The 23520-nt window shown below is 71.5% G+C and carries 22 protein-coding genes; 14 read left to right on the top strand and 8 right to left on the bottom strand.

Annotation, left to right across the window (positions count from 1 at the left end; all coding sequences use genetic code 11):
• Window positions 1–104 precede the first annotated feature (104 nt).
• A complete protein-coding gene (locus tag ACIBM5_RS33250) occupies window positions 105–1337 on the top strand; it encodes an FAD-dependent monooxygenase (protein WP_396010428.1) in 1233 nt (410 codons plus the stop codon).
• 132 nt (window positions 1338–1469) lie between these two features.
• On the opposite strand, the gene ACIBM5_RS33245 is transcribed toward ACIBM5_RS33250, so the two are convergent.
• Window positions 1470–1610, bottom strand: coding sequence for a hypothetical protein (locus ACIBM5_RS33245; protein WP_396010344.1), 141 nt, complete (start codon window positions 1608–1610; stop codon window positions 1470–1472).
• Window positions 1611–1656: 46 nt separating this feature from the next.
• The gene (locus ACIBM5_RS33240) at window positions 1657–2130 is read right to left on the bottom strand and encodes an SRPBCC family protein (RefSeq protein ID WP_396010343.1); all 474 of its coding nucleotides are present in this window, start codon (window positions 2128–2130) and stop codon (window positions 1657–1659) included.
• An 842-nt stretch (window positions 2131–2972) separates the two neighbouring features.
• Between ACIBM5_RS33240 and ACIBM5_RS33235 the strand changes: the two genes are divergently transcribed.
• The 3 genes from ACIBM5_RS33235 to ACIBM5_RS33225 all read left to right on the top strand — a co-directional run bounded on the left by ACIBM5_RS33235 (window position 2973) and on the right by ACIBM5_RS33225 (window position 7076).
• Entirely contained in the window at window positions 2973–4289 is a 1317-nt protein-coding gene (locus ACIBM5_RS33235; protein ID WP_396010342.1) for a M48 family metallopeptidase, read from the top strand.
• A gap of 895 nt (window positions 4290–5184) precedes the next feature.
• The gene (locus ACIBM5_RS33230) at window positions 5185–5784 is read left to right on the top strand and encodes an ArsR/SmtB family transcription factor (RefSeq protein ID WP_396010341.1); all 600 of its coding nucleotides are present in this window, start codon (window positions 5185–5187) and stop codon (window positions 5782–5784) included.
• The gene (locus ACIBM5_RS33225; RefSeq protein ID WP_396010340.1) at window positions 5781–7076 is read left to right on the top strand and encodes an MFS transporter; all 1296 of its coding nucleotides are present in this window, start codon (window positions 5781–5783) and stop codon (window positions 7074–7076) included. Before ACIBM5_RS33230 ends, ACIBM5_RS33225 begins: the two co-directional genes overlap by 4 nt.
• 165 nt (window positions 7077–7241) lie before the next feature.
• Here ACIBM5_RS33225 and ACIBM5_RS33220 read toward each other — a convergent pair whose 3' ends face one another.
• Window positions 7242–7613 carry a MerR family transcriptional regulator gene (locus tag ACIBM5_RS33220; RefSeq protein ID WP_396010339.1) on the bottom strand — a complete coding sequence of 124 codons (372 nt, stop codon included), beginning with the start codon at window positions 7611–7613 and terminating at the stop codon, window positions 7242–7244.
• A gap of 154 nt (window positions 7614–7767) precedes the next feature.
• On the opposite strand from ACIBM5_RS33220, the gene ACIBM5_RS33215 reads away from it, so the two are divergent.
• Window positions 7768–8715, top strand: a complete 948-nt coding sequence (locus ACIBM5_RS33215; RefSeq protein ID WP_396010338.1) for an alpha/beta hydrolase family protein — start codon at window positions 7768–7770, stop codon at window positions 8713–8715.
• Between the two features lie 201 nt (window positions 8716–8916).
• Here the strand turns inward: ACIBM5_RS33215 and ACIBM5_RS33210 are convergent, their stop codons facing one another.
• Window positions 8917–10017: a hypothetical protein gene (locus tag ACIBM5_RS33210; RefSeq protein WP_396010337.1), complete on the bottom strand. Its 1101-nt coding sequence runs from the start codon at window positions 10015–10017 to the stop codon at window positions 8917–8919.
• 337 nt (window positions 10018–10354) lie between these two features.
• Here ACIBM5_RS33210 and ACIBM5_RS33205 point away from each other — a divergent pair, with 337 nt between their 5' ends.
• Together ACIBM5_RS33205 and ACIBM5_RS33200 are read left to right on the top strand one after the other, a co-directional pair.
• Window positions 10355–12952, top strand: coding sequence for an ATP-binding protein (locus ACIBM5_RS33205; protein ID WP_396010336.1), 2598 nt, complete (start codon window positions 10355–10357; stop codon window positions 12950–12952).
• Window positions 12953–13151: 199 nt separating this feature from the next.
• Window positions 13152–13919 carry a DNA polymerase beta superfamily protein gene (locus tag ACIBM5_RS33200; protein ID WP_396010335.1) on the top strand — a complete coding sequence of 256 codons (768 nt, stop codon included), beginning with the start codon at window positions 13152–13154 and terminating at the stop codon, window positions 13917–13919.
• 246 nt (window positions 13920–14165) lie between these two features.
• On the opposite strand, the gene ACIBM5_RS33195 is transcribed toward ACIBM5_RS33200, so the two are convergent.
• Window positions 14166–15113 carry a TIGR03620 family F420-dependent LLM class oxidoreductase gene (locus ACIBM5_RS33195; protein WP_396010334.1) on the bottom strand — a complete coding sequence of 316 codons (948 nt, stop codon included), beginning with the start codon at window positions 15111–15113 and terminating at the stop codon, window positions 14166–14168.
• A gap of 98 nt (window positions 15114–15211) precedes the next feature.
• Between ACIBM5_RS33195 and ACIBM5_RS33190 the strand changes: the two genes are divergently transcribed.
• Window positions 15212–15844, top strand: a complete 633-nt coding sequence (locus tag ACIBM5_RS33190) for a TetR/AcrR family transcriptional regulator (RefSeq protein WP_396010333.1) — start codon at window positions 15212–15214, stop codon at window positions 15842–15844.
• Window positions 15845–16047: 203 nt separating this feature from the next.
• On the opposite strand, the gene ACIBM5_RS33185 is transcribed toward ACIBM5_RS33190, so the two are convergent.
• Both ACIBM5_RS33185 and ACIBM5_RS33180 read right to left on the bottom strand, forming a co-directional pair.
• Window positions 16048–16695: an NAD(P)-dependent oxidoreductase gene (locus ACIBM5_RS33185; RefSeq protein ID WP_396010331.1), complete on the bottom strand. Its 648-nt coding sequence runs from the start codon at window positions 16693–16695 to the stop codon at window positions 16048–16050.
• Window positions 16696–16959: 264 nt separating this feature from the next.
• Window positions 16960–18381 carry an MFS transporter gene (locus tag ACIBM5_RS33180; protein ID WP_396010330.1) on the bottom strand — a complete coding sequence of 474 codons (1422 nt, stop codon included), beginning with the start codon at window positions 18379–18381 and terminating at the stop codon, window positions 16960–16962.
• Between the two features lie 86 nt (window positions 18382–18467).
• Between ACIBM5_RS33180 and ACIBM5_RS33175 the strand changes: the two genes are divergently transcribed.
• Window positions 18468–19220: a TetR/AcrR family transcriptional regulator gene (locus ACIBM5_RS33175; RefSeq protein ID WP_396010329.1), complete on the top strand. Its 753-nt coding sequence runs from the start codon at window positions 18468–18470 to the stop codon at window positions 19218–19220.
• A 361-nt stretch (window positions 19221–19581) separates the two neighbouring features.
• On the opposite strand, the gene ACIBM5_RS33170 is transcribed toward ACIBM5_RS33175, so the two are convergent.
• Window positions 19582–20484 carry an AraC family transcriptional regulator gene (locus ACIBM5_RS33170; protein ID WP_396010327.1) on the bottom strand — a complete coding sequence of 301 codons (903 nt, stop codon included), beginning with the start codon at window positions 20482–20484 and terminating at the stop codon, window positions 19582–19584.
• A 49-nt stretch (window positions 20485–20533) separates the two neighbouring features.
• Here ACIBM5_RS33170 and ACIBM5_RS33165 point away from each other — a divergent pair, with 49 nt between their 5' ends.
• From ACIBM5_RS33165 to ACIBM5_RS33145, 5 genes are all read left to right on the top strand, one after another.
• Window positions 20534–20965 (top strand): DUF2000 family protein, encoded by a 432-nt coding sequence (locus ACIBM5_RS33165; protein ID WP_396010326.1) that lies wholly within the window; start codon window positions 20534–20536, stop codon window positions 20963–20965.
• Window positions 20966–21283: 318 nt separating this feature from the next.
• Window positions 21284–21760 (top strand): flavin reductase family protein, encoded by a 477-nt coding sequence (locus ACIBM5_RS33160; protein WP_396010325.1) that lies wholly within the window; start codon window positions 21284–21286, stop codon window positions 21758–21760.
• Between the two features lie 158 nt (window positions 21761–21918).
• Complete coding sequence (locus tag ACIBM5_RS33155; protein WP_396010324.1) at window positions 21919–22257, top strand: NIPSNAP family protein; 339 nt, start codon at window positions 21919–21921, stop codon at window positions 22255–22257.
• A gap of 204 nt (window positions 22258–22461) precedes the next feature.
• Complete coding sequence (locus ACIBM5_RS33150; protein ID WP_396010322.1) at window positions 22462–22926, top strand: hypothetical protein; 465 nt, start codon at window positions 22462–22464, stop codon at window positions 22924–22926.
• A complete protein-coding gene (locus ACIBM5_RS33145; protein WP_396010321.1) occupies window positions 22923–23348 on the top strand; it encodes a hypothetical protein in 426 nt (141 codons plus the stop codon). Before ACIBM5_RS33150 ends, ACIBM5_RS33145 begins: the two co-directional genes overlap by 4 nt.
• Window positions 23349–23520 lie beyond the last annotated feature (172 nt).

Genomic DNA, 23520 nt, shown 5'->3' with positions numbered 1-23520 from the left:
CCGGCTACCCGACATCCGGCCGCACGACCGGCCGCACGATGCCTTGTGACCCGGCGCCCGGGAACTCGACATCCGGCCACACGACGCCCCGCGACACGACGGACGTGCTCGTCGTCGGTGGCGGAATCGGCGGCCTCGGCGCGGCGTTCGCCCTCGCCCGCGAGGGACTGCGGGTCCGTGTGCTGGAACAGGCAACGGAGTTCGGCGAGGTCGGCGCGGGCCTGCAACTCGCTCCCAACTGCACCCGCATCCTGCACGAGTACGGCCTGCTGGACGAGGCCAAGAGGCTCGGGGTCGTGCCGGATTCCATGGTGATGTTCGACGCCGTCGACGGCGCCGAGCTCACCCGCCTGGATCTGCGCGACCTGGAACGACGCTACGGCTTCCCGTACATCGTGATCCACCGCAGCGACCTGCACACCCTGCTGTTGAACGCGTGCCGGCGGGCCGGCGTCGACCTGGCCACCGACAGCCGGGTCATCGAGTACCACCACGACGGCCCGCGCCCGTCGGTCCTCCTGGCCGACGGGCACACCGAGCACGCCGACGTGGTGATCGCGGCGGACGGCCTGCACTCGGTCGCCCGCGACCGGTTCGTCGGTGACACGCCGGTCAGCTCGTCCTACGTGGCATACCGCGGCGCCGTTCCCATCGACAGCGTCCGCGACCACCATGTGCACGAGAACGCCGTCGTCGTACACGTCGGCCCGCGCTGCCACTTCGTGCAGTACGCCCTGCGCGGCGGCGAGATGTTCAACCAGGTGGCCGTGTTCGAGTCACCGAAAGCCCGTGCCGGCAAAGACGATTGGGGTACACCCGACGAACTCGACGAGGCCTTCGCGGATACCACCGACCGGGTCCGCGCGGGCATCCCCCTGATGTGGCGCGACCGGTGGTGGCGCATGTTCGACCGCGAACCGATCGACACCTGGGTGTACGACCGGATCGTCCTGCTCGGGGACGCGGCCCATCCGCCCCTGCAATACCTGGCCCAAGGCGCGATCATGGCGCTCGAAGACGGCTGGGTGCTGGCCCGGCACGCCGCCCGGAATCGCGCGGCCGACAAAACCGTGGACTGGACCGCCGCTCTGGCCGCCTACCAGGCCGTCCGCCCCGAGCACTGCCACCGCGTACAGCGCACCGCCCGGGCCTGGGGCGAACTCTGGCACCTCGACGGGCTCGCCCGCGCACAGCGCAACGCGATCCTGCGGGAACGCGACACCCACGACTACACGTTCGTCGACTGGCTGTACGGCCCGACGGCACTGGAACCGGACGAGGAGCCCCCCGCATTCGTACCGATCCCGCTCGGGACTGCTCCGGCCACGAATCGGTGACACGGCCGGCCCGACCCGACCCCGAGCGCGAGGACGTCCCGACCGCGCGGTGCGATACGGGGCCGCGCGGTGGAAGCCGGGGCCGGCAGGCGATGGCGCCGGCCGTGGGTGACGAACGCCGGCCGTCAGACCTCACTCGGGCGCCACCCGCAGCCGCAGCGGCTTGTCCTCGGCGTCCGCCGCCCGACCCGGAGGCGGCAACCAACGACAGGGCGGCGCGGCCAGGTGCCCGAAGAAGCCCGGACGGGCCTCGCGCTCCCCTCCCCGCCGCACCGCGCCGGGAAGGTAGGGGCCCCTGACCGCGTGCGAGCCGTGCCGGTCAGACTGGGTGATGGTCGGAGACGGCGCCGAGTTCGATGCCGTGTTCCAGCAGGGCCTTCATGGCGCACAGGGCTGTAGCGAATCCGCCGACGGTGTCGTTCACCCAGCGCAGGGCATCATCCCCCGAGCCCTCGAAACCGGTCTCGGTGACCTCGACGAACGTGGCTCCTGCCGGCTGTGGAGTGAACCGCAACTCAACGGTGGTCGGCTGCCCGTAGTTGCCCCACTCGAACCGGATCAGCCGGTCCTCCTGGACCTCCTTGACCCGGACTTCGGCCGATGCACCGTACGTCTCCCACTCCCAGCGCAACTCGGCGCCCGCAACCATCGGCCCGCTGCTCTTGCTGTACCAGAATCGGGAGGTCACAGCCGGGTCGGCGAAAGCACGGAACACCTCCTCGGCGGGCTTGCGAACGATCAGGCAGACGTACGCGGCAGGGGCGCGCGAGAGCGCGGAGTCAGGGGTCTCCATACGGATCATCATGCCCTACAGACACCCCTGCCCCCAGGATTCGGACCCACTCGTCCAGGAAAGCTACGGCGTTCCTGCTCGAACCGAGGAGACCCGCAGCGCACCGCCGCACGGATCGCCGACCTTGCCCGCCCGATCTCCGCCGAGCCGCGCTCACCGCCATCGCCGACGAAACCGAACGCATCACCGGAACCGGCCTGGACACCGTGGCTTTGACCACCTCGCCGCCGCCTCATCTCGTGGCGCAGATCGCGTACACGTGGAACTGTCCGCTGATCGCCGCGAGTTGACTACACCAACGAGCCGGCCGTCCGAGACGTTTGACACGGAGTCGCGCTGCCGCACGGTCGTCGTGCTCACGCATATCCCGCCGCCGAGAGGCACCTGGTCGCCGCCGCAGACGGCGCTGAGGGAGACCCCGCTACCCGGGATCGATCAGCTCGTTCGTCTTGACATGAGTCGAACAGCCGCACGCCACAACGGAGTTCACGCACATCGCCGCGACATCGAACCTCCCGTTGGAGGCACCCTTGTTCACAACGGTGAGCGGCCGGCTCCTCGATGCGCCGAGCGGGTATATCTGCACGGTCGCATGCCGTTCCTGCTCGTGTATACGCCGCCGGTGAGCGGCACCTTGTCCGGGCCGCAGGACACCGCGGCGTCGGCGATACGACGGACCCGCGCCGCTGCGCAAGGACAAGCGGTGGCCACCCACCCTGGTGGGACCCCCCCAACCATGCCCCCACGTTCGGGATTTCACGGCGGGGCGCTACCCTGCGTGGCCGCCGTCAGCACGTCGGCAGGGTGGGGCGCCCCGGGGAGGGGCCGTCGGGGAAGGGATCATGGAAACACTAAACACGTCGGTGGAAAACGCGAAGCCGGACGCGGAGCCGTGTCCGGACTGCGGGGCGGACATGCCGGTCGATCCGCGGTTCGTGACATGGTGCGCGAGCTGCGACTGGAACGTCGACCCCGGCGGCCGTGAACCCCGGTACGGGCGCATCGAGGAACTGCGCAGGCGCTCGGCACGCCTGCACGCGGAGCAGTTGTTCGCCGAAGTCCTGCGAGATCCGGCCGCCCGTCCTCGCCGTGACGTCTACGCCGTGCTCGCCTTCACCACCGCGCTCGCCGTGCATGGAATCACCCTCGGCCTCGCCGTCGGCGGCCTCCTGCTGATCGTGCTCGGCTGGTCCACCGGGGTCCAACCGGCGCTCGGCGTCGTGCTGTTGCTCGCAGCCCTGACCCTGCGCCCGCGCCTGGGTGCCCTCGACAAGAACGTGCCGGCCCTGCAACGGGTCGACGCGCCGCAGCTGTTCGCCCTGATCGACGAAGTCGCGGCGGCCACCGGCACGACCGGGGTGCACGTCGTCGAGGTCGACGCCGACGTCAACGCGAGTGTTCGAACCCACGGCCTGCGGCAGCGCCGGGTCCTGCGCCTGGGGCTCGGCCTGTGGGAGATCCTCACCCCGGGGCAACGCGTCGCGCTCCTGGGCCACGAACTCGCCCACTACGCGAACGGCGACAGTCGACACGGGCTCGTCGTCGGCAATGCCCTGCGTTCCCTGGACGGTTGGCGCTACCTGCTCGCCCCGAGCGGGAAACGCGGGCCCGCCGGCCTGGTCGACATCGTGCTGTTCCCACCCCGGACCGCGGTGCACGGCATGCTGATGCTGCTCGACCACCTCACGCTGCGCGCCACCCAGCGCGCCGAATACCTCGCCGACCGGACCGCCGCGCGGGTCGCCTCCTCGGCGGCGGTCGTCGAACTCCTGGACCTGCTCCTGGTCGAAGGCTCGGTACGCACCGAACTGCACCGACGGGCGGTCGCGGCCAACACCCGAGGACGACCCGGGGCGCGGCGGGGCGAGACCGTCTCCGAACACACGCTGTGGGAGGACCTGGCCGCACACATCGCGCGCATCCCGGAACAGGAGTACGAACGGTTGCGCCGGGTCGCAACGCTGCACGGACACAGCGTGGACGCGACCCACCCGCCCACCCGGCTGCGCCGGCGACAGGCGCTCGAGGGCGAACGGTTCGAGGGGATCGTCCCCGTCGACGAGGGCGTCTGGGCGGCCGTGGCGGGCGAACTCGCCGACGTCCGCGCCGCAACCGCACGCCGGATCATCCGCGATCAGGTGGACCGACCGGCACACTGACGCCCCCGGCCCACCTTTCCCCACCTCCTCCGACATCCGTCCCGAAAACCGCACCACGACGAAAGCCCTCACTCGGCGAGCAAATCGGCCCGGCGGCGACCTCCCAAGGAGGGAAACCTCGACGAGGCCCCTCCTCGCGAGTTCGCTCCCGGGTCCGTCAGCGAAGACAACCCGGAATCGGGCACAGTGACGCCGCACGACGCCGCCGTCAGAGCCATGCGCGAGCGCCGGGCCCAAGCTTGAACGGGCAGCAGGACTCGACCCGACTCGGCATCACCCCCGAACCCGGCGTAGCGAACAACGCAACCGGGACCGAGAACGACCATGGCGGACGGCGGGGGCCGGCCGGCTCCACTGCCGCGCCGTGACCGGTGCCCACGCTCGCCTTCCCCGTCCGGACCGTGAAGGCCTGGCAGCGGGCCCGGCGCGTGGGCGGCACGCAGATCGCGGTGTGCTTCGTCGCCGGTGACGCAGCGTTGGATGCCGCAGGAGTGCGGGCGACCACTAGCGCCCCGCAACTCGCGCTGTGGACGGGGCGACCGAGGGGGCAGTTGGCGGCCGCGGCGCGGGCGGGGGCGGCGCGACTGCCCGCGGCGCGGCATCCCCGGTCGGGTGCTCACCGACTTCGCCGGGGTCGGGGCCCGCGATACCGGGAGGACATCACCAGGCGCGAACCGGCTCCCCGGCCCCGCGCGTTGACCGATGCCGCCCGCGCCTGGGCCGCGTACCGCGCACTCCGACCCGCCTGCCCGGCGCACCGGACGAGGTCCAGGTCCAAGTCGAGGTCCAGGTCGAGGTTCGGGCCGAGGCCGAGGCCGATCGCGCCAGGCAGCGAATTCAGGAACCGCACGAAACCCCCTTGCTCAATGGTCAAGAATCGTTGACCATTGAGCGCATGCCTGCCGAAGATCTTCCCGAGACGCTTCACGTCACCACTGGCGCGCAGTTGCGCGCCGTCTCCAACCTCACGCGCCACCGGATCATGGCCGTGCTCCGCTTCGAGCCCGCGACGATCACGCAGATCGCCGAGCGGGTCGGCCTTGCCAAGGGGAGTTCCAGCTACCACGTGCGGCTGCTGGAACGGGCCGGCCTGGTGAAGGTGGTGCGGACGCGGAAGGTGCGGGGGGTTACCGAGCGGTACTACGCGATGGCCGCGCGGTCGATCGTGTTGCCGGATCCGGGCGAGGGAGGGCCGGATGTGCTGATGCGGCATGCGGTGGCAGACCTGGAGGCGGCGCCGGTCGACGGTGAGCGGCACGTACGGATGGCGCATCTGCGGCTCACCGACGAGCAGTTCGCGGAGCTGGGGGCACAGCTGGAGGCATTGGCGGACGAGTACCGGGAGTTGTCCGATCCGTCGCTGCCGGACGCGTCACTCGTCTTCGCCCTGTTCCACCCGGCATCGCACGAGAAGGCGGAACGCGAACAGGCCGAACGCAAACAGGCCGAACCCGAGCAAGCCGAACCCGAACAGGCCGAGGGGGACGCCAAGTGACCTCGGACATCCGGAAGTTGCCGACCGGGTTCGGACGGCTGTGGACCGCGCAGACGGTGTCCTCGCTCGGCGACGGGGTGACGCATGCCGCGCTGCCGCTGCTCGCGCTGGCGTTGACGCGGAATCCGATGGCGCTCGCCGTCGTCACGGCCGCCGGCACGCTGCCGTGGCTGCTCTTCGGGCTGCTCGGCGGAGCACTGGTGGACCGCTGGGACCGCCGGCGCACGATGTGGGTCGCGGACGCGGCACGTGCGGTGCTGCTCGCGATACCGGCGGCGGCGGCCGCGCTCGACGTCCTGAGCATTCCGCTGCTCGCGGCCGTCGCCTTCCTCCTCGGCCTCGGCGGACTCTTCTTCGACACGGCCGCCACGGCCTATCTGCCGGATCTGCTCGGCCGCGACCCCGCGCTCCTGGAGCGCGCCAACTCCCGCCTGCGCGGCGCCCAGACCGCCGCCTCGGGCTTCGCGGGGCCACCCGCGGGCAGTGCGCTGCTCGCGCTCGGGCGGGCGGTCCCACTGCTCGCCGACGCGGTCTCGTTCGCGCTCTCCGCGCTGCTCGTACGGTCGCTGCCCGCCGCGCCCAGGCCCGTGCCGCAGGCCCGTGAGTCGCTGCTGCGGCAGGCGCGGGCCGGGGCCTCGTACGTCTTCCGTGACCGGCTGCTGCTCGGACTCGCGCTGCGTCCGGCCGTCGGGAACATCGCCTTCGTCGCCGTGGAGACCGTACTCGCCCTCTTCGCGCACGACCGTCTCGGCATCGACACCTTCGGCTTCGGCCTGCTCCTCACGGCGGAGGCCACCGGCGGCCTCCTCGGCGCGGCGATCGCCTCCCGCCTCGGCCGACTACTGGGCACCGGCACCGCGCTGACCTGCACGGCCGCCGTCGAGGGCCTCGCCATCCTCGGCCTTGCGGCCGCCCCGAACCCGTACGTCGCCGGCCTCGCGCTCGCCGTCTGCGGGGCGGGCATGGGCGCCACGATGGTGCTCGGCCCCTCCCTCCGGCAGGCGATCGTCCCCGCCCACCTGATGGGCCGGGTCGCCTCCACCTCCCGCATGCTCGCCATGTGCGCCGCCCCGTTCGGCGCCTTCCTCGGCGGCTGGCTGGCCACCGCGTACGACGTACGGACCCCGCTCTACGCCGCCGCCGGCCTCCTCCTCGCGATGACCGCCGTCACGGCGACCATGACCGGCAACCGCCGGGTCGAGGCGGCGCTGCGTGCCGCTGCCGCGACCGGCGGTCCGGGTCACCCGAAAACCGGGGATCCCGTTCGGGCGGGTGCACCCGAATCGTTGTGACGCTCCCGCGGAAGGTGTCACGAAAGCTTCGGGGATGGGGGTCGGCCGGCGGGCTCGTCGTCAGCGTCTGCGCCACCGCTCCGACCGCATGCGCGCCGATCTTGTTCATCAATCGGTCGATGGCCGGGCGTCCCCCCGTCCCAACCACAGAGCCCGGCATGTCGATTACCGGGGTCGGCAGCGTTCGCCTGTTCGCCAGTTCGCGGTGGCGGCGGCGATGACGGTGCTCAGCCTGTCCCGGGCTCCCACCAGGTCGCCGATCCGGCTGTCGATGCGATCCCGTTCCGCCGAAAGCCGGTCGAGCAGCTCCGGCGTGGCCTCACCGTTCACGACACACGGCAGTAGATCCGCGATCGACTTGCTGGGCAGCCCGGCGGCGTACAACTGCTGGATCAATCGGACGCGCTCGACCGCGCTGTCCGGGTACTGTCGCTGGCCGCTGGGGCTGCGTTCCGAGGCGAGCAGGTTCTGTTCCTCGTAGTAGCGCAACGCCCGAACGCTCACGCCCGTCCTGGTGGCGAGCTCGCCGATACGCATGTCTCTCCGATGTGAGCCGGACAACACTTCTTGCCTCTGACGTCAGCGTCAGGTTTTAGCGTATCTCGCGACGGCTCACATCGAGGCGCAGGACGAGACCGTGACCGGCTTGTTCGACACCTTCCCCATCGGAAATGCGAAGGAAGCTCTGCCCATGACCGCATCAGACGTGGTGTCCACGGACGTGCCCATCACCGCCCCCGTCCCGATCGTCTCGGTGAAGCCGGTGGTGCTGGACGCACCGGGCCGCGGCGAAGGCCTGCGGGTGAGAATCTCCGCGCCGACGACCGGAAACGAACTGCCGATCATCGTCTTCTCGCACGGTTTCGGGTCGTCCTTGAACGGCTACGGACCCCTGGCCGACTTCTGGGCAGCTCACGGTTTCGTGGTGATTCAGCCCACCCATCTCGACTCCAGGACCGTGGGCCTTCCCCGGGACGATCCCCGCACACCGCGGCTGTGGCACTCCCGCGTGCGGGACATGAAGCGCATCCTCGACCGGCTCGATCTGCTGGAGGCCGCCGTTCCCGGTCTCGGCGGGCGCCTGGATCGAAGCCGCATCGCCGCGGCCGGACACTCCTTCGGTGGCCAGACGGCGGGCAATCTGCTGGGCCTGCGCGTCCTCGATCCGGTGACCGAGAATGCGGAAAACCTGTCCGACTCGCGGATCAGGGCGGGCGTGCTGCTTGCCACGGCCGGCCGGGGCGGAGCCGACCTGACCCCCTACGCAACCGAGAACCTCCCGTGGTTGAAGGGACCGGACTTCGCGCACATGACCACGCCGACCCTCGTGGTCGCGGGAGACAAGGACGATTCACCGCTGTCCGTCAGGGGGCCGGAGTGGCTCGCCGACCCCTACCACCTGAGCCCGGGACGCAAGAGCCTGCTCACCCTGTTCGGGGCGGAGCACTCCCTCGGCGGAATCGCCGGCTACGACGTCCGGGAGACCACGGACGAGAACCCCGAGCGCGTGGCCCTGATCCAACGGGTCACCTGGGCCTACCTTCGCCACGCACTCGGCATCGAGGACGCCGGCTGGACGGCAGCGCAGAAGGCTTTGTCGGAGAGCGTCGCCCCCTTGGGGCGGATCGAGTGCAAGTGAAGCTCCGGACAGCGAACCACCTCCCGGTGGCCGGCGGGGTGGGACCGACGATTTCGCGCCGCGGCGACCGGATCGGCGGCGCCGCCCCGCCGACCGGCTCCGGCTGCGAGGTGAGCAAGCCATGGGGCGGCGCTGCTCCGCGGGTGGTGTCCCGGCTTCACGGCACATCCACCCGCGAAACGTGGGTGACGCGCGGTGCGGTTACTGCACCGGATAGAAGTGGTTCGGCACGACCACGCCTCGCCACCCGTGCCAGGTTCCCTTCCAGCGGTTGGTCAGGAACTCCTTGGTGTGACCCGGGACGAACAGGTCCAGCGTCCCCACCTGGTGGCTCGCCACGATCGGGGTCGCCTGGCGGTAGAGCCCGGCCGTGGAGTTGTTGGGCTTGGGAAGCTTCTCCCAGTTCCAGCCCTCCTGGTCGCGGTACCAGGCGTTCCACACGTGCCCGTCCACGCCCATCGCGAAGATCTCCTCGGCCCACCAGCCCCAGTTCACCGCGGTGGGTGCACTGGCCAGCTGCACCGGCTGGTTGCCGACCCGGTGCCAGGCCTCCCAACTGGACGGTGTCGACTGGCGTCCCTGCGTGCGGTACAGGTAGCCGTCCGCCCCGCGCGCGTACAGCCGCATCACGTCGATCTCGGGACTGGCCCCCGCGCAGGCCGAGGTGAACTCGACCGGACCGGGGCGCGTGAACCCCCAGCCGGACGAGGAGAACGTCGACTCGTTCCAGGTCGCGGTCCAGAACTGCTTGTCGGTGCCGCGGACCGCGTAGTGCAGCAGATGGTCCGCGGACGACCATACGGCCGTCATCGAGGTGTTGTCCGGCGGGCTGTGCGGTCCGTTCCAGCCGGTCACACCCTGCTGGTAATCGCGCCAGTGGTGCCAGGTCGCCGAGTCGAGGCCGCGCGCGAAGACATCTATGCGCTGGCGGTTCTTCCACAGCGTCGCTCCGGGAGCGGAGGTCAGCGCTCCGCCCAGGGCCTCTTCGTGGACCGTGGCGAAGCCGGGCGTCCAGTCCATCGCCACGAGCTGGTCCGCGCCACCCTGGAACCAGCCGCCCACCTTGAAGATCCGGAACCAGCCGCCGCTCGGCCCGCCCGGGCGCACCGCCACGCCCATGTAGGAACTGTCGAGCGCGAACGCGTTGTTGACCAGCGCCTCGTCGGACTCGACGGGCGGTTCGACGGCTTCGATGTCCAACCGCGGCGCGGGCCGCTGAACCCGGCGGTCCGGTTCGGACGGTGGTTCTGCGCTACGGTCGACGACCGCCGGGGACTCCACTTGGGTCTCCACTTGGGTCATTTCTCCCCCATATTCCTATTCCCGTTGTGTGCTGCCTTGCCGTGCCCGTCGACGCCTCGCGTCGTGACCGGCCCGCGGGCCGCGGACCGCGGACCGCCATAGGTCGAAGGCCGTCGCCGCCGCTCCCCCGGCGAGGTGTCGACCCGACCGTTCTACGGGCGTTGACCGGTGGTCGGCATCGGTGGTCGCCACCTATGTTGGGGAGCGTGGCCACCTATGCCGTGTCCGGTGGATCTCGGTGGACGAGGCCGCGTCGTCCGGTGCCGTGACCGCCATGGGGGGCACACATCGAGGCGACAACGGATCGGCGGCGGGGCAGGATGTCGGTGGGGGCGCCATGCTGGAACGCGACCGGGAAATGGCCGAGTTACTCGCAGCGAGCGACGATGCCGGGCACGGGCGGGGCTCCGTCGTACTGGTGTTCGGCGAGGCCGGGATCGGCAAGACCAGCCTGATCCGAGCATTCACGGAAGCCGTCGGAGCGGACGTGCGGGTCCTCGTCGGCGCCTGCGACGACCTGATGGCGCCGCGCGCGCTCGGCGCGTTGCGCGATGCCGCCGCGGGCACCGGCGGTCCCCTGGAGCGGACCCTCACCCAAGGGGCGGCGGGCGAGGCCGTGTTCGCCGCGATCTCCGCGGAAATGTCGCAGGCGGGCCCGGCGGTGTTGGTCGTCGAGGACGTGCACTGGGCCGACGACGCGACCCTGGACGCCCTCACCTATCTGGCCGGACGCGTCGACGACCTCGGCACGGTCCTGGTCCTCACCTTCCGCGACGACGAGTTGGGTACCCGGCATCCGTTGCAAAGGTTGCTCGGCGCCCTCAGCCGCGCCCGGGTGCGCAGACTCCCCCTGCGACCGCTGTCCCCGAACGCCGTCGCCCGACTCGCCGCCGGATCCGGACGCGATCCGCGGACCCTGCACGCCGTCACCTGCGGCAACCCGTTCTACGTCACCGAGGTCCTCGCCGACACCCCCGGAGAGGTGCCGGAGACCGTCGCGGACGCCGTGCTGGCCCGGGTGCGTGTCCTCGGCGAGGACTGCCGCACCGCGCTCGAGCAGTTGTCCGTGGTGCCCACCCACGTGGGCCTGCGCCTCGCCGAGGAACTGCTCGGCGACCGACTCGACGCCCTGGCCGAGGCGGAACGGCGCGGCATCGTCGAAGTACGGCCCGAGGGGCTGGCGTTCCGGCACGAGCTGGCCCGCCGCGCGATCGAGGGCAGCCTGCCCGCCCTGCGCCGCCGTACCCTCGACCGCGCCGTGGTGCGCGCCCTGCTCACCCGGCGGGAACCGGACCGGGACCGACTCCTGCACCACGCGATACGCTCCGACGACGCCGAGACCATCGCGGCCCACGCCCCGGCCGCCGCCCGGGAGGCGGCGCGCGTCGGCTCGCACCGGCAGGCGCTCACGCACTTCGAGGCCGCGCTGCGCCACCCCGACCGCTTCACCGCCGCGGACCGCGCGGGCCTGATGGACGACTACGCCTGGGAGCTGTACAACGCCCACCGCTTCGCCTCGGCGGTACGCGCGGGCCAGGAGGCGGTGCGCCGGTACGAAGCGCTGGAGGACCCGGCGGCATTCGGCCGGGCCCTGGTCCGGCTCTCGCGCCACCACTACATGACCGGCGAGACCGACGCCGCCGAGGACGCCGTGTCCCGGGCGGTCCGCGTCCTGGCCCCGCTCGGCCGCACCCCGGCGCTGGCATCCGCGCTCACCCACCAGGGAGCGCTGCTCGCGCTGACCGGCCACAGCGAACGCGCCGTCGGCGTCCTCGACCAGGCGCGGCGGCTCGCCGGGGAACACGGCTGCTCGGAGCTGATCTCGTTGTGCCTGAACTACCTCGGGGTGGCCCGGGCGGACCTGGGCGAACCGGCCTCCGCGCTGCGCTGCGTCCGCGAGAGCCTGGCCGGCGCCCTGCACGACGGGTCCCACGAGAGTGCCGCCCGCGCCTATACCAACCTCGCCGAACTGCTCTACCGCTTCGACGACTTGGCCGATCTGGACCGGTGCGTCGACGAGGGCTTGGCGTTCACTCGCGAATGCGGCTTCTGGTCGCACGCCTACAACCTGGACGTGCACCGCTGTCTGGCCCTGATGCGACGCGGCGAGACCGCGTCCGCCGAGCAGGGACTGCGGGCACTCGTGGAGGGTGTCGACGACCCGGGGATGCTCTACGTCTACAGCGTCCCGCCGTACGCGCGGCTCCTGGCCCGCCGCGGCGACGCCGGCGCCGAGAAACCGCTGATCCAGGCGTGGCATCGCGCGTTGCGCCAGCGCTCCCTGCCCGGGCTCGCCTACGCCGGCATCGCCTACGCCGAATGGGCCTGGCTCGCCCGGCGGCCGGAAGCCGCCGGCGTCGTCCGCGACGTGCTGCTGCCGTGTCTGGACCGGCCCGGCAGGGAATCCTTCCGCGCCGAACTCCTGTGGCATCTGGCCCGATCGGGGCCGGCGGCCGAGCCGTTCGAGGGCTGCCCGGAGCCGTACGCGGCGAGCCTGCGCGGCGACTGGCGAACTGCCGCGCAGGGCTTCGCCGCCGCCGGGGCACCCTACGAACAGGCCTTGGAACTCGCCGAGTCCGGGGAACTCGACCCGACCCTGACGGCACTGGGCATACTGGACGGACTCGGCGCCTCGGCCGCGGCCGACCTGGTCCGCGCCCGACTGCGCGCCCTCGGACTGCGCCGCGTGCCCCGCGGCCCCGTACCCGCCACCCGCACCCATCCGGCGGGACTGACCACCCGCCAATCGCACGTCCTCGACTTGCTTGCCGAAGGTCGCACGAACGCCGAGATCGCCCGGCACCTGGTGTTGTCGGTGCGGACCGTGGAACACCACGTCGCGGCGATCCTCGACAAACTGGGCGCGACATCCCGCCGCGAGGCCACCGAAACCGCCCGCGCCGCAGGCCTGTTGGGCCCACACCCGAGAACATGACGCAGCAGATCGTGTTGCCGGGGCCCTACTCGGACGGTGGCGCCACACGCGCCATCGCCACGCAGCCCGGTACGCCTCCCCGATCCGCTTCGGAGACCACCACGTCGCCGACGCCGTGGCGGTGGACTGCCGGGGAAGGCGCACCTCGGGGCGCGAGTTAGGATGCCGGTTCTCGCAGCGCCGTCTCGAAGGGCCCGTCGTGGCATTGGACATAGAGCTGGAACGCCTCGCGGCGATCGCGGCCGACCAGCCGGATCCGCTCGTGTTCGCCACCGTGTCCGGCGCGCACCTGTACGGGTTTCCCTCCGAGGATTCCGACGTCGACCTGCGGGGCGTACACCTCCTGCCTGCGGCCGAGTTGGTCGGGCTGCGCGAGGGCGAGCACACGCGTGCGCGCATGTGGCGGGCCGACGGCGTGGAGAACGACCTGGTGACCCACGACCTGGGCAAGTTCGTGCGGCTGCTCCTGCGCCGCAACGGCTACGTCCTGGAGCAACTGCTCTCGCCGCTTGTCGTGCACACCACGGCGGCGCATGCCGAGTTGGTGACGCTCGCCCCCGGACTCGTGACCCGACACCACGCGCACCACTACGCCGGGTTCGCCCGCACCCAGTCGCGGCTGTTCGACCGGACCGGCGAGCTCAAACCGCTGCTCTACACCTTCCGGGTGCTGCTGACCGGGATCCACTTGATGAGGACCGGACAGGTGGTCGCCGACCTGCGCAAACTCGCCGACCTGTGCCCGGACGCGGCACCGGCGTACCTGGGCGACCTGGTGGCCGCGAAACGCGAGGCGGAGCATGGGGCCCTGGACGGCCTGGTCGCGGCCGACGCGGTGCGAGCGGACATCGAACGGCTGCGGGCAGCGCTGGACGACGCGCACGAGGCATCCGCGCTTGCGGAACGGCCCGAGGGATACGACGCGCTCCACGACCTCCTGGTGAGAGTACGCCTGGCCGGACTCTGAGCCGGTACGTGCGTGGGCGAGGCGCTTGTGGAAGGGACATCGTCCGAGGCCACGAACCGCGTCGGTCGGAGCGGGCGTCGGTCCACGTCGCCCAGGTCCCGGTCGCTGCCGCCGAAGCGGTAGCCGTGCCGTACTCGCCGATGGTGATGGTGACTTCCGCTTCGCAACGGCGCGTGCGGGCCGCTCCGCCCGGCGGGCGACGCGGACGGGCGGCCGGGGCACCTTCGGCCGCCCGCCGCAGCACTGTCATCGAGACGCCGCCGCCGCGGCGCCTGTGCCCAGGTCGGTCAACGCAGGCGCCAGCTCGCGCCATTGCCGGACGGGGAGTTCGCCCGGGGCCGCTGTAAGGACCTGCACGCACACGTGGTCGGCGCCTGCGTCCAAGTGCTCGCGCACCCGCTGCCGGAGCACATCCGTGTCGCCGTACGCGACGATCGCGTCGACCAGGCGCCGGCTCGGCCCCCCGACGATGTCCTCGTCACCGAATCCCAGCCTGCGCACGTTGGCCTGCTGGTGCGGCGCGCTCTGGACGTACATCGCCACATGCGTGGTGGCCAACTCGCGCGCCCGTGCCACATCGGTGTCCAACACCACGGCGAGTTCCACACCGAGGAACGCGTCCGGGCCCATGATCTGCCGTGCGCTCCGCGTGTGCGCGACCGGCACGAAGTACGGGTGCGCACCCCAGGTGCGCTCCGCGGCCAATTCCAGCATCTTCGGACCCAACGCCGCCAACACGCGCCGCGGCGCCGGATCGGGGCGGGGCCCGTGCGCAGGCACCGCGTCCATCGAGTCGAGATAGGCGCGCATCGTGTGTACCGCACGGCCGCGCGCCGGCATCGGGTAGCCGTCGAGGTCGTGGACGGTGTCGTCGACCCGATGGCCGCCGAGCCCGAGCAGATAGCGGCCCGGGAAGGCGTCGCCGAGTGTGCGGCTCGCGGTCGCCGCGGCGATCGGATCACGGAAGGCGATGTTGGCGATGCCGGAGGCGATCGTCAGGCGCGTCGTCGCGGACAGCAGCAGCCACGCCTGGCCGAAGCTCTCCCGGCCGAACGCCTCGCCGAACCAGATCGCGCCGTAGCCCAACTCCTCGATCTCCGCAGCCGCGTCACGGACCGCCCCGGCCGGCTGCGCGTCGAACGCGAAGGTCCAGACACCTACGGGACCGAGGTCGGCGTGCCTGTCGTCGTGCATGAAATACTCCTCGCGCAACAAGGGGAGAACCTCTCCGCTTACGTCTCGGGATACGATACGGAGAAGCTCTCCGGATAGCCAGTGGGAAGGCGGACGCGATGACAAAGCGCGACCAGGCCGAAGACTCGACCGACACGGCGGCCTCGGTGCCTCCGCCCACCCCGGTCGCGTCGCGCGCGGACGCGCGCGTCAACCGCGAACGCATCCTCACCGCCGCCCGCGAGGTCTTCTCCGAAAGCGGACCCGAGGCCTCGCTCAACGAGATCGCCAGACGCGCCGCGGTCGGTCCCGGCACGCTCTACCGGCACTTCCCGAACCGCCAGGCCTTGATGGTCGCGATCGTCAAAGACCGCGTGACGGCCCTCAGCCGCCTCGCCGACGCCCTGTGCGAGTCACACACACCCGACGACGCGCTCGCCGCCTGGTTCGCGGCCCTGCTCGCGCACGCACGACTCCACCAAGGCATGGGCGTCGTCGCGATGCTCGGTGAAACCGTCGACTTCGGCATCGACTGCCACCGCATCGTCCTGGACGCCGCCGACACCGTGCTCTCCCGGGCGCAACGCGAGGGAACGGCACGCACCGACGTCGACGCGGGCGACCTCGTCCAACTCGTCGCCGGGATCGCCCTCGCCACCACGCGGGACGACGGTCCGAGCCGACCCGAACGACTGCTCGGCCTGGTCCTGGACTCCGCACACGCGGCGGCCGGCACAACGCCCGCACCCTGACGCGGTCCCGGACGACCGCCCACGTACCCGTCCCGGATCGCCGGCACCTGTGCAACAACCGGGTCGGGCCGCGGAACGAAGTGTCACCCAACCACCGTGATCGCCTGCGCCCGTTGGTGCGGGGGCACCGTGCGTGTGCGGTGCCGGGTGGCGATCGATCGTTCGGCGGTGGACGGTGGGCCGGCGCGCCCGAGCCTCGTGGGTCATTCGGCGAGGGTTGGGGCGGCGTGGGACCAGCGGTGTTCGTCGAGTTCGCGGGCGATGAAACGGGCGAGGTCGGTGCGGGTCACCTTCCGGCCGCCCTTGGGGTTGCTCGCGTCGAGGACACGGTAGTTGCCGGTGGGGGGTTCGTCCTGCAATCGGGCCGGGCGGACGAAGGTCCAGTCGACGGTGCTTCCGCGGACGATCGTTTCCATCAGCCGCATGTCGTCGTACAACTCCCGAACCAGGGGGGTGACGAGATTGCGGTACCACCAGGGGAAGTTGGGGTCGCGGTGGTGGACTCCGCCCGAGGTGACCGCGATCAGCCGGGGTACGCCGGCGTCTTCCATCGCGGCCACCAGGGTCCGCGCCGCGTCGGAGTAGAGCCGGTGCGCGTGCCGCCCCGGCGGGCCGATCGCGGAGACCACGACGTCGTGGCCCTCGACGGCGGCGCGTACGTCGGCGGTGTCGCGCACGTCGGCCCGCACGACGTTCGCCTTCCCCGTACCGGGCGAGTCTTCCGGGGCCGGAGGCTGCCACCGGGCCGGCTCGCGCACCGCGGCGGTGACGTCGTGGCCCAGGCGCAGGGCTTCCCGGACGACGAGGTGTCCGGTGCGGCCGTTGGCTCCGAAGACGATGACATTGCTCATGATGGGGTCCTCACGTGGTCGATGGGCGGGTTGGTGCGGGTTGCTCGTCGGGCGCAGGGGCGTATGGGTGCACGGACGTCGGGCGTACGTGCGCAGGACGTACGAGCGTCGGGCGCACAGGCGTCGGGCGCACAGGCGTCGGGCGCACAGGCGTCGGGCGCACGGGCATATGAGTGCAGGGGCGTATGAGTGCACAGGTGCACAAGCGCGCCCGAATACCGGCCGATCCGGGACGACCCCGGGCGTGGCCCGTCCGTCTTTCGGCTACGGGGTGCGAGTACGGGGCAGCAGGAGTACGAGGGCTGCGCCGAGCAGGCAGGTCGCGGTGACCACGAGAGCGCCGATGACCAGGCCGTCCGCCCCCGGGTCGGGGGCGCCGGGGTCGTGGGTGGCGAAGTACACGGTGCCCAACACCGCGACGCCCAGGGCCGTGGAGAGTTGTTGGAGGGCGTTGAGGGTGCCCGATGCGCTGCCCGTCTCGGCGGGTTCGGCCGCCGCCAGGATCGACCGGACCAGAGTGCCGGACACCAGTCCCACGCCCAGGCCCACGACCAGGGTGGGTATCGACAGCGCCCAGGCGGGACTTCCCGACGCGGCCACCGCGGCAAGGCCGAGCGTGCCGAGGGCCTCGATCCCCAGCCCCAACTGTAGGAGTGAGCGGCCGAGCCGGACGGCCGCCGCCGGGGCCGCGAGTGAGGCGAGCCCGATGCCGATGGCGAGCGGCGACAGGGAGAGCGCGGTCTCCCACGCGGACCGGCCGAGATCGAGTTGGAGGTGGAGGGAGAGGACGAGCAGCAGTCCGCCGAGGCCGGTGAAGAATGCGGCGGTGACCGCGAGGCCGCCGACGAACGCGGGTTTGCGCAGCAGGCTGGGCACCAGGACCGGCGAGCGGCTGGTGCGTTGACGTCGACCGAAGGCGGCGAAGGCCACGATGCCGGCGGCGATCTCCGCGAAAATCCACCACGGCCAACCCGCTTCCCTGCCCTGGATCAGCGGATGGACGACGAGCGCGGACCCCATTGCGACCAGCAGGGCACCCGGCGGGTCGATCCGCACCAGCGGGTCCCCCGGGTCGGCCGGCATCCACCGCAGCGCCCCGACCACGGCCAGTGCGCCGAGCGGAAGGTTGATCAGGAAGATCAGCCGCCAGTCGAGTCCGCCCGGGTCGAGGGCGATGAGGCCGCCCGCGAGGACGGGGCCGCCGACGCCGGCGAGCGCCATCACCGGTCCGAACGTCGCGAACGCGCGGCCGCGTTCGCGTTCGTCGAACACCGCGCTCAGGACGCCGAACCCCTGCGGGATCATCAACGCGCCGAGCGCACCCTGCGCCACCCGAGCCGCCACCAACACGGCCGGCGAAGGCGCCGCCGCACACACCGCGGAGGCCACCGTGAACCCGGCGGCGCCCAGGACGAACAACCGCCGCCGACCCCACCGATCGCCCAGCCGACCACCGACAATCAGCAGGACGCCGAAGGCGAGCGTGTACCCCGCGGTGAGCCACTGCATGATCGCCGCGCCGCCGCCCAGCCCGGCACGAACGGAGGGGGCGGCCACGTTCATCACGGTCGCGTCCAACAGGTCCAGGGCCTGCGCGAGCAGCACCACCGCCAGGATCCGCCACCGATGCGGATGGGCCGCGGGCGGTGCCGCGCGGGCGGCCGACGTCGAAGCAGGAACGGTCACGGGGGTCTCCCAACCAGGCTTAACAAACACTGTTCGTCAAGCAGGATGCCCTTAACGAACAGCATTCGTCAAGGTAGGGTTGTGCCATGCCGCAAGCCCGCTCGCGCTCCCGCCCCTCGAAATCCATGCTCGGCCTGGACGCCGTCCTGGCCGCCACCATGGCGCTGGTCGACGAGTTGGGCTGCGAAGCGGTGAGCCTGCGGCGCGTCGCCCAGGCCCTCGAAACCGGTCCCGCCTCGCTCTACGTCTACGTGCGCGATCGGCAGGAGTTGATGGCACTCGTCCTCGACCACGCGGTGGCCGACGTGGTCGTGCCCGACGAGGACGACGGGGATTGGCGTACCCGCCTCGAACTGCTCGTCGGGCGCATCGTCGCCGCCCTGGCCGGCCACAACGACATCGCCTCCGTCGGCCTGCGGGACGCCCTCCCCGGCCCGCACGGCCTGCGCCTGACCGAGGAGGCGGCGCGCCTGCTCCGGGCGGGCGGCCTCGACGACGACGCCTGTTCCTGGGCCATCGACCTGCTCGGCCAGTACATCTACTCGACCGCCCTGGAGAACGCCGACGACCCGCGGCCTCGGCGGGCCCCCACACAACCCTCGTCCGCCGCCGACCCGACCGAACCCGAGACGTTCACCGCCCGACTCGACGCCACCTTCCGGGCGTTGCCCGCCGAGCGGTACCCCACCCTGCAAGCCCTGGCACCGACGCTCACCGGCGGCGACCGGAACGCCAGGGCCGCGTGGAAACTGCGCGTGATCATCGACGGCCTCCTCGCCCAACCCCCCAGCCGGCCCACATCCGACCGGGACGACACCGCCGCACCCACGCCGATGTGACTGCGGGGATGAGCCGTCGCCTGGCAGTGGGCCGCCAACGAGGTACGGCTGTTCCCGGCGGCATGGGGTGGAACCACGAGGAGCCGGTGGCGGGTACACCGTCGGCGTGGAACACATCGGAGCCCGGGCGCAGCGGCACCGGCACCGGCGAGCGGCCACACGCGCCGAACTCGGGCCCGGACAGATCGAGCGGCTCGGAGAGTCGGCATCCGCCCCACCGAAGGCGCAGCGGTGGGCGGCAAGGCAACGGCGGGCGTTGTCGGTGGTGGGCCGCGTGCGCCGTCTAACGCGTCACCGCGCGGGACCGATCGGATCGATCGGGACCGGCGGGACCAAGCGGGGACCGAACGGGTGCCGGCCCTCAGCCGTTGGCGCCCGGCGTCGACGCGGTGGTACCGGCCGCCGTGCTCGCCGTGCTCGCCGTGCTCGCCGTGCTCCGCGCGTTCGGCCGGGCGGCGGTCATCAAACGTGCCCCGGTGCGGGCAAAGCGGCCGGGGCTGATGCCGAGGGTGCGCTTGAAGTGGCGGTTCAGATGAGATTGGTCGTAGAAGCCGGCGGTCACGGCGACGGTGTGCGGCGGCATGCCGTCCAGCAGGAGGGCGCGGGCGAGGTCGACTCGGCGTCCGGTCAGGTATTGGTGCGGGCCCATGCCGAACTCCCGACTGAAGGCGCGGACCAGATGGGTGGGGTGGGCGTACAGCAGTTCGGACGCCGCACCGAGGGTGACGCCCTCGACGAAACGCTCGTCGAGTAGATCGCGCAGACGGTGGGCCAATCCGGCGTCACGCACGACGGTAGGTGCGGCGACTCGGCCCAGAAGGTGCCCACGCAACCGCTCGGCGATGAACGCGAGCCTGCTTTCCGCCTCCAATTCCTCGCCCGGTCGCAGCAGCAAGGTGTGCAGTCGATGCACCCGTCCATGCAGTGCGTGGTCGTCGAGCACCGAATGGTCCACGGCCCGGCCGATCAGGTCGTCGGCCACATGGGAGGAGTCCAGATAGAGCACCCGCTTGCGGAAGCCGGTCGGGGTGGCCGCGCTGCCGTTGTGCGGAACGTGCGGCGGCAACAGGCTCACCGCGCGCCGCAGCACGCCGTGCTCGTGCCGATCCAGGTCGTACTTGACCATGCCGTCGTCGACGATCAGCAGCGTCCACGCGGCGTGCGTGTGCATCGGGTACGCGTGATCGGTCATGTGGGCGTGCAGCACCTCGCTCACCCCGGCCACCGACGGCCGCCACGCCACGATCTCCGAGCCGGCAACCATGTCAGGATCGTACAAGACGATCACCGTCCGCCAGGGACACGATGCGGGCATGGAAACCCAGCTCGCACCCGTTCGTTTCGACACCAAGATCGCCGTGCTCCTGCGCGCGGACCTGGCCGTATGGCAGCGGTTGAACGTCACCGCGTTCCTGGTCAGCGGCCTTGGTACACGGATTCCCGAGGTGATCGGCGAACCCTATGCCGATGCCGACGACACCACCTATCTGCCGATGTTCCGGCAGCCGGTACTGGTCTTCCAGGGCAGCGGTGAACTGCTCGCCTCGGCCAACGCCCGGGCGGTGGGTCGCGGCCTGCCGGTGGCGGTGTTCACCGCCGACCTCTTCGCCACCGGCAACGACCGGGACAACCGGGCGGCGGTACGGGGCGTCCGGCGGGAGCGGTTGGATCTGGTCGGCTTGGCCGTGCACGGGCCGCGCAACGTGGTCGACAAGGTCTTCAAGGGGGCGGAGATGCATCCGTAACCAGCCGCACCCATCGCGGGCCGTAGCGACACGCAGGTACGCACGCGCTTCCGGCGCGGCGATGTTCGCGTGGTGGGCAGTACGCGCGGGAGCGTAGGACCGATGGTGGTGGGCAGTAACCCTCCGGTCGTGACGAGCGGTACGAGCGGTACGGGGAAGGTGGACATGGTGGACATGGTGGACGACTCGCGGAGCGGTCACACGGAGCCGGTGGGTCCCGATCTCCGTACCGATTCCGCTGCCGGTCTCGATCCCGGTCCCAATCCTGATCCCGATCCTGATCCCGATCCCGGTGTTCGCGCCGATTTCGATGCTTTCGTGGCGGCACTCGACTACCCGATGTTCATCGTCACCGCGGCCCGAGCGGACACCGGCGAGCGCTCCGGCTGCCTGGTTGGCTTCGCCACCCAGTGCAGCATCGAACCGCCTCGGTTCCTGGTCTGCGTCTCCACCCTCAACCACACCCACGGCGTCGCCACCGCCGCGCCCGTACTCGCGGTACACGCGCCGGATTCGTCTCTACACCCGCTCGCGGCCCTGTTCGGCGAGGAAACCGGCGACCGAATGGACAAGTTCGCGCACTGCGCGTGGACCGAGGGCCCCGCCGGCGTCCCGCTGCTGACCGACTGCCCCCGGCGCTTCGTGGGTCGGGTCGTGGACGCGGTCGACCTCGGCGACCACACCGGGATCGTCCTGGCTCCGATCGAGGCCCCGGGACATCCGGACCCGACCCCGACCGACCTGCTGACCTACACCGATGTCCGAGACCTCGCCCCGGGCCATCCGGAGCACTGACCCCCGGGCGACGGCAGACGCGCTGCGTGCGGTGGGCGGCGTCTCCCGAGCCCCACCGTGGACGCCCCCGCGCCGAACACATCGCCGGGCGACGTTCGAGACCTGCGGTCGAAGGACGAACCGTGCCGAAAGCCTCTTCGAATGGGAAGGATGTTCGGGTGATCACCTGCGTCGTCGACTACACGATCGATCCCGCCAAAATCGAGGCGTTCGAACGGTTCGGGCGTTGTTGGATGGAACTGGTGGGCCGCCACGGTGGGACCCACCATGGCTACTTCCTGCCTGCCGAGGGGGCGAGCGACCGGGCCCTGGCCCTGTTCAGCTTCCCGAGCCTGGCCGCCTACGAGCAGTACCGCGACCTGTTCGGCGTGGATCCCGACTTCGTGGCCGCGGATCGCATTCGTGACGAGAGCGGTTGTGTCGTGCGCTACGAGCGCACCTTCATGCGGCCGTTGCTGCCGGGGGACGTCGGTCCCGAAGCCGTGCCGCGGGATTGACGGAATCGACACCGGCGGGCGGACGCACGGCTTGCCGGCTCCGGGCAGTGTGCGCTGCCGGGCGCGGGACTCGCGCACGGATGGACGACCGGGTGGCAGCGGAGGGCGGACAGCTCTGTGGAACGGCGGCGAATCGGCCGACGCGGATCTGGACGGGTCGCTCGACGACGGTTTGCCGATACGGCGCGTGGGCAACGGGTGGTCATGCTCTCAGGGATCCTGCGAGGTGCCGCCGCCGGCGCGGCCGGCACCACCGCCCTCGATGCGGTCACCTACGCCGACATGGCCGGCCGGGCGCGCCCGGCCAGTGAAACGCCACAACGCACCGTCGCAACCATCGCGCGCCGCATCGGGCGCCCGGTCGAGGGCGACTCCGACACGCGCGCGAACCGATTGACCGGGCTCGGCGCGCTGTCGGGCATCGCGACCGGCGTAGGCGTGGGCGCCGCTTTCGGCGCGCTGCGTGGCATCGGCCTACGGCCGCCGATCTGGGCGGGTTCGCTGCTCGTGGGCGCCGCCGCGATGATCGCCGCCAACGGCCCGATGGCCGGACTGCGGGTGTCGGACCCGCGTACGTGGTCGACGGCCGACTGGATCGCGGACATCGTGCCGCACATCGCCTACGGCTTCACGACGTACGCGGCGCTCGCGACGATGGACCGCAAGTGAGCGCCCTCGTGCGGGCCTTCCTGGTGGGTGTGGCCAGCGGCGGCCGAAGCCAGGCAGGGGTCACGGCCGTTCGCTTGACCACTCGCGGCGCAGGCAAGCTGTCCCGGCTCGCCGTCGGCTCGGCCGCCATCGGCGAACTCGTCGCGGACAAGCGCCCCGACGTCCCGTCCCGACTGAGCCTGCCGGGCCTGGCTCCGCGTGTCCTGCTCGGAGCAACGGCCGCCGCGATGTTGGCGCGTCGTACGGGCGGTGCGGCAACGATCGCAGCCCTCGTCGGAGCCGGCGCCTCGGTGGGCGGCGCCATCTTGGGCGCGGCATGGCGCCAGGCCGCCGCGAACACCGGAATTCCCGCACTCCCGGCGGCGATCGGCGAGGACGCCCTGTGCTACGCCCTGGCATTCACGGCATGCACCGGCTCGTAACAACCGCTCCAACACGACCCTCGACGCCCGGCCCCGCTAAGCCACCCTCGTCAGCGACCTCGCCCGCACGTTCACGCCCCACGACACCGTCCTGGGCGTACCGGAACTCCTGGCCCCGCCGCACAACCCGGAAGCTCCGTCCAGGGTCGGACAACGATCGTGCGAGGCATCG

The organism is Embleya sp. NPDC050493 (assembly GCF_044458105.1).
Classification (GTDB): Bacteria; Actinomycetota; Actinomycetes; order Streptomycetales; family Streptomycetaceae; genus Embleya.
The sequence above is the reverse complement of the archived record's forward strand: the minus strand, read 5'-3'. Positions and strand labels throughout refer to the sequence as shown.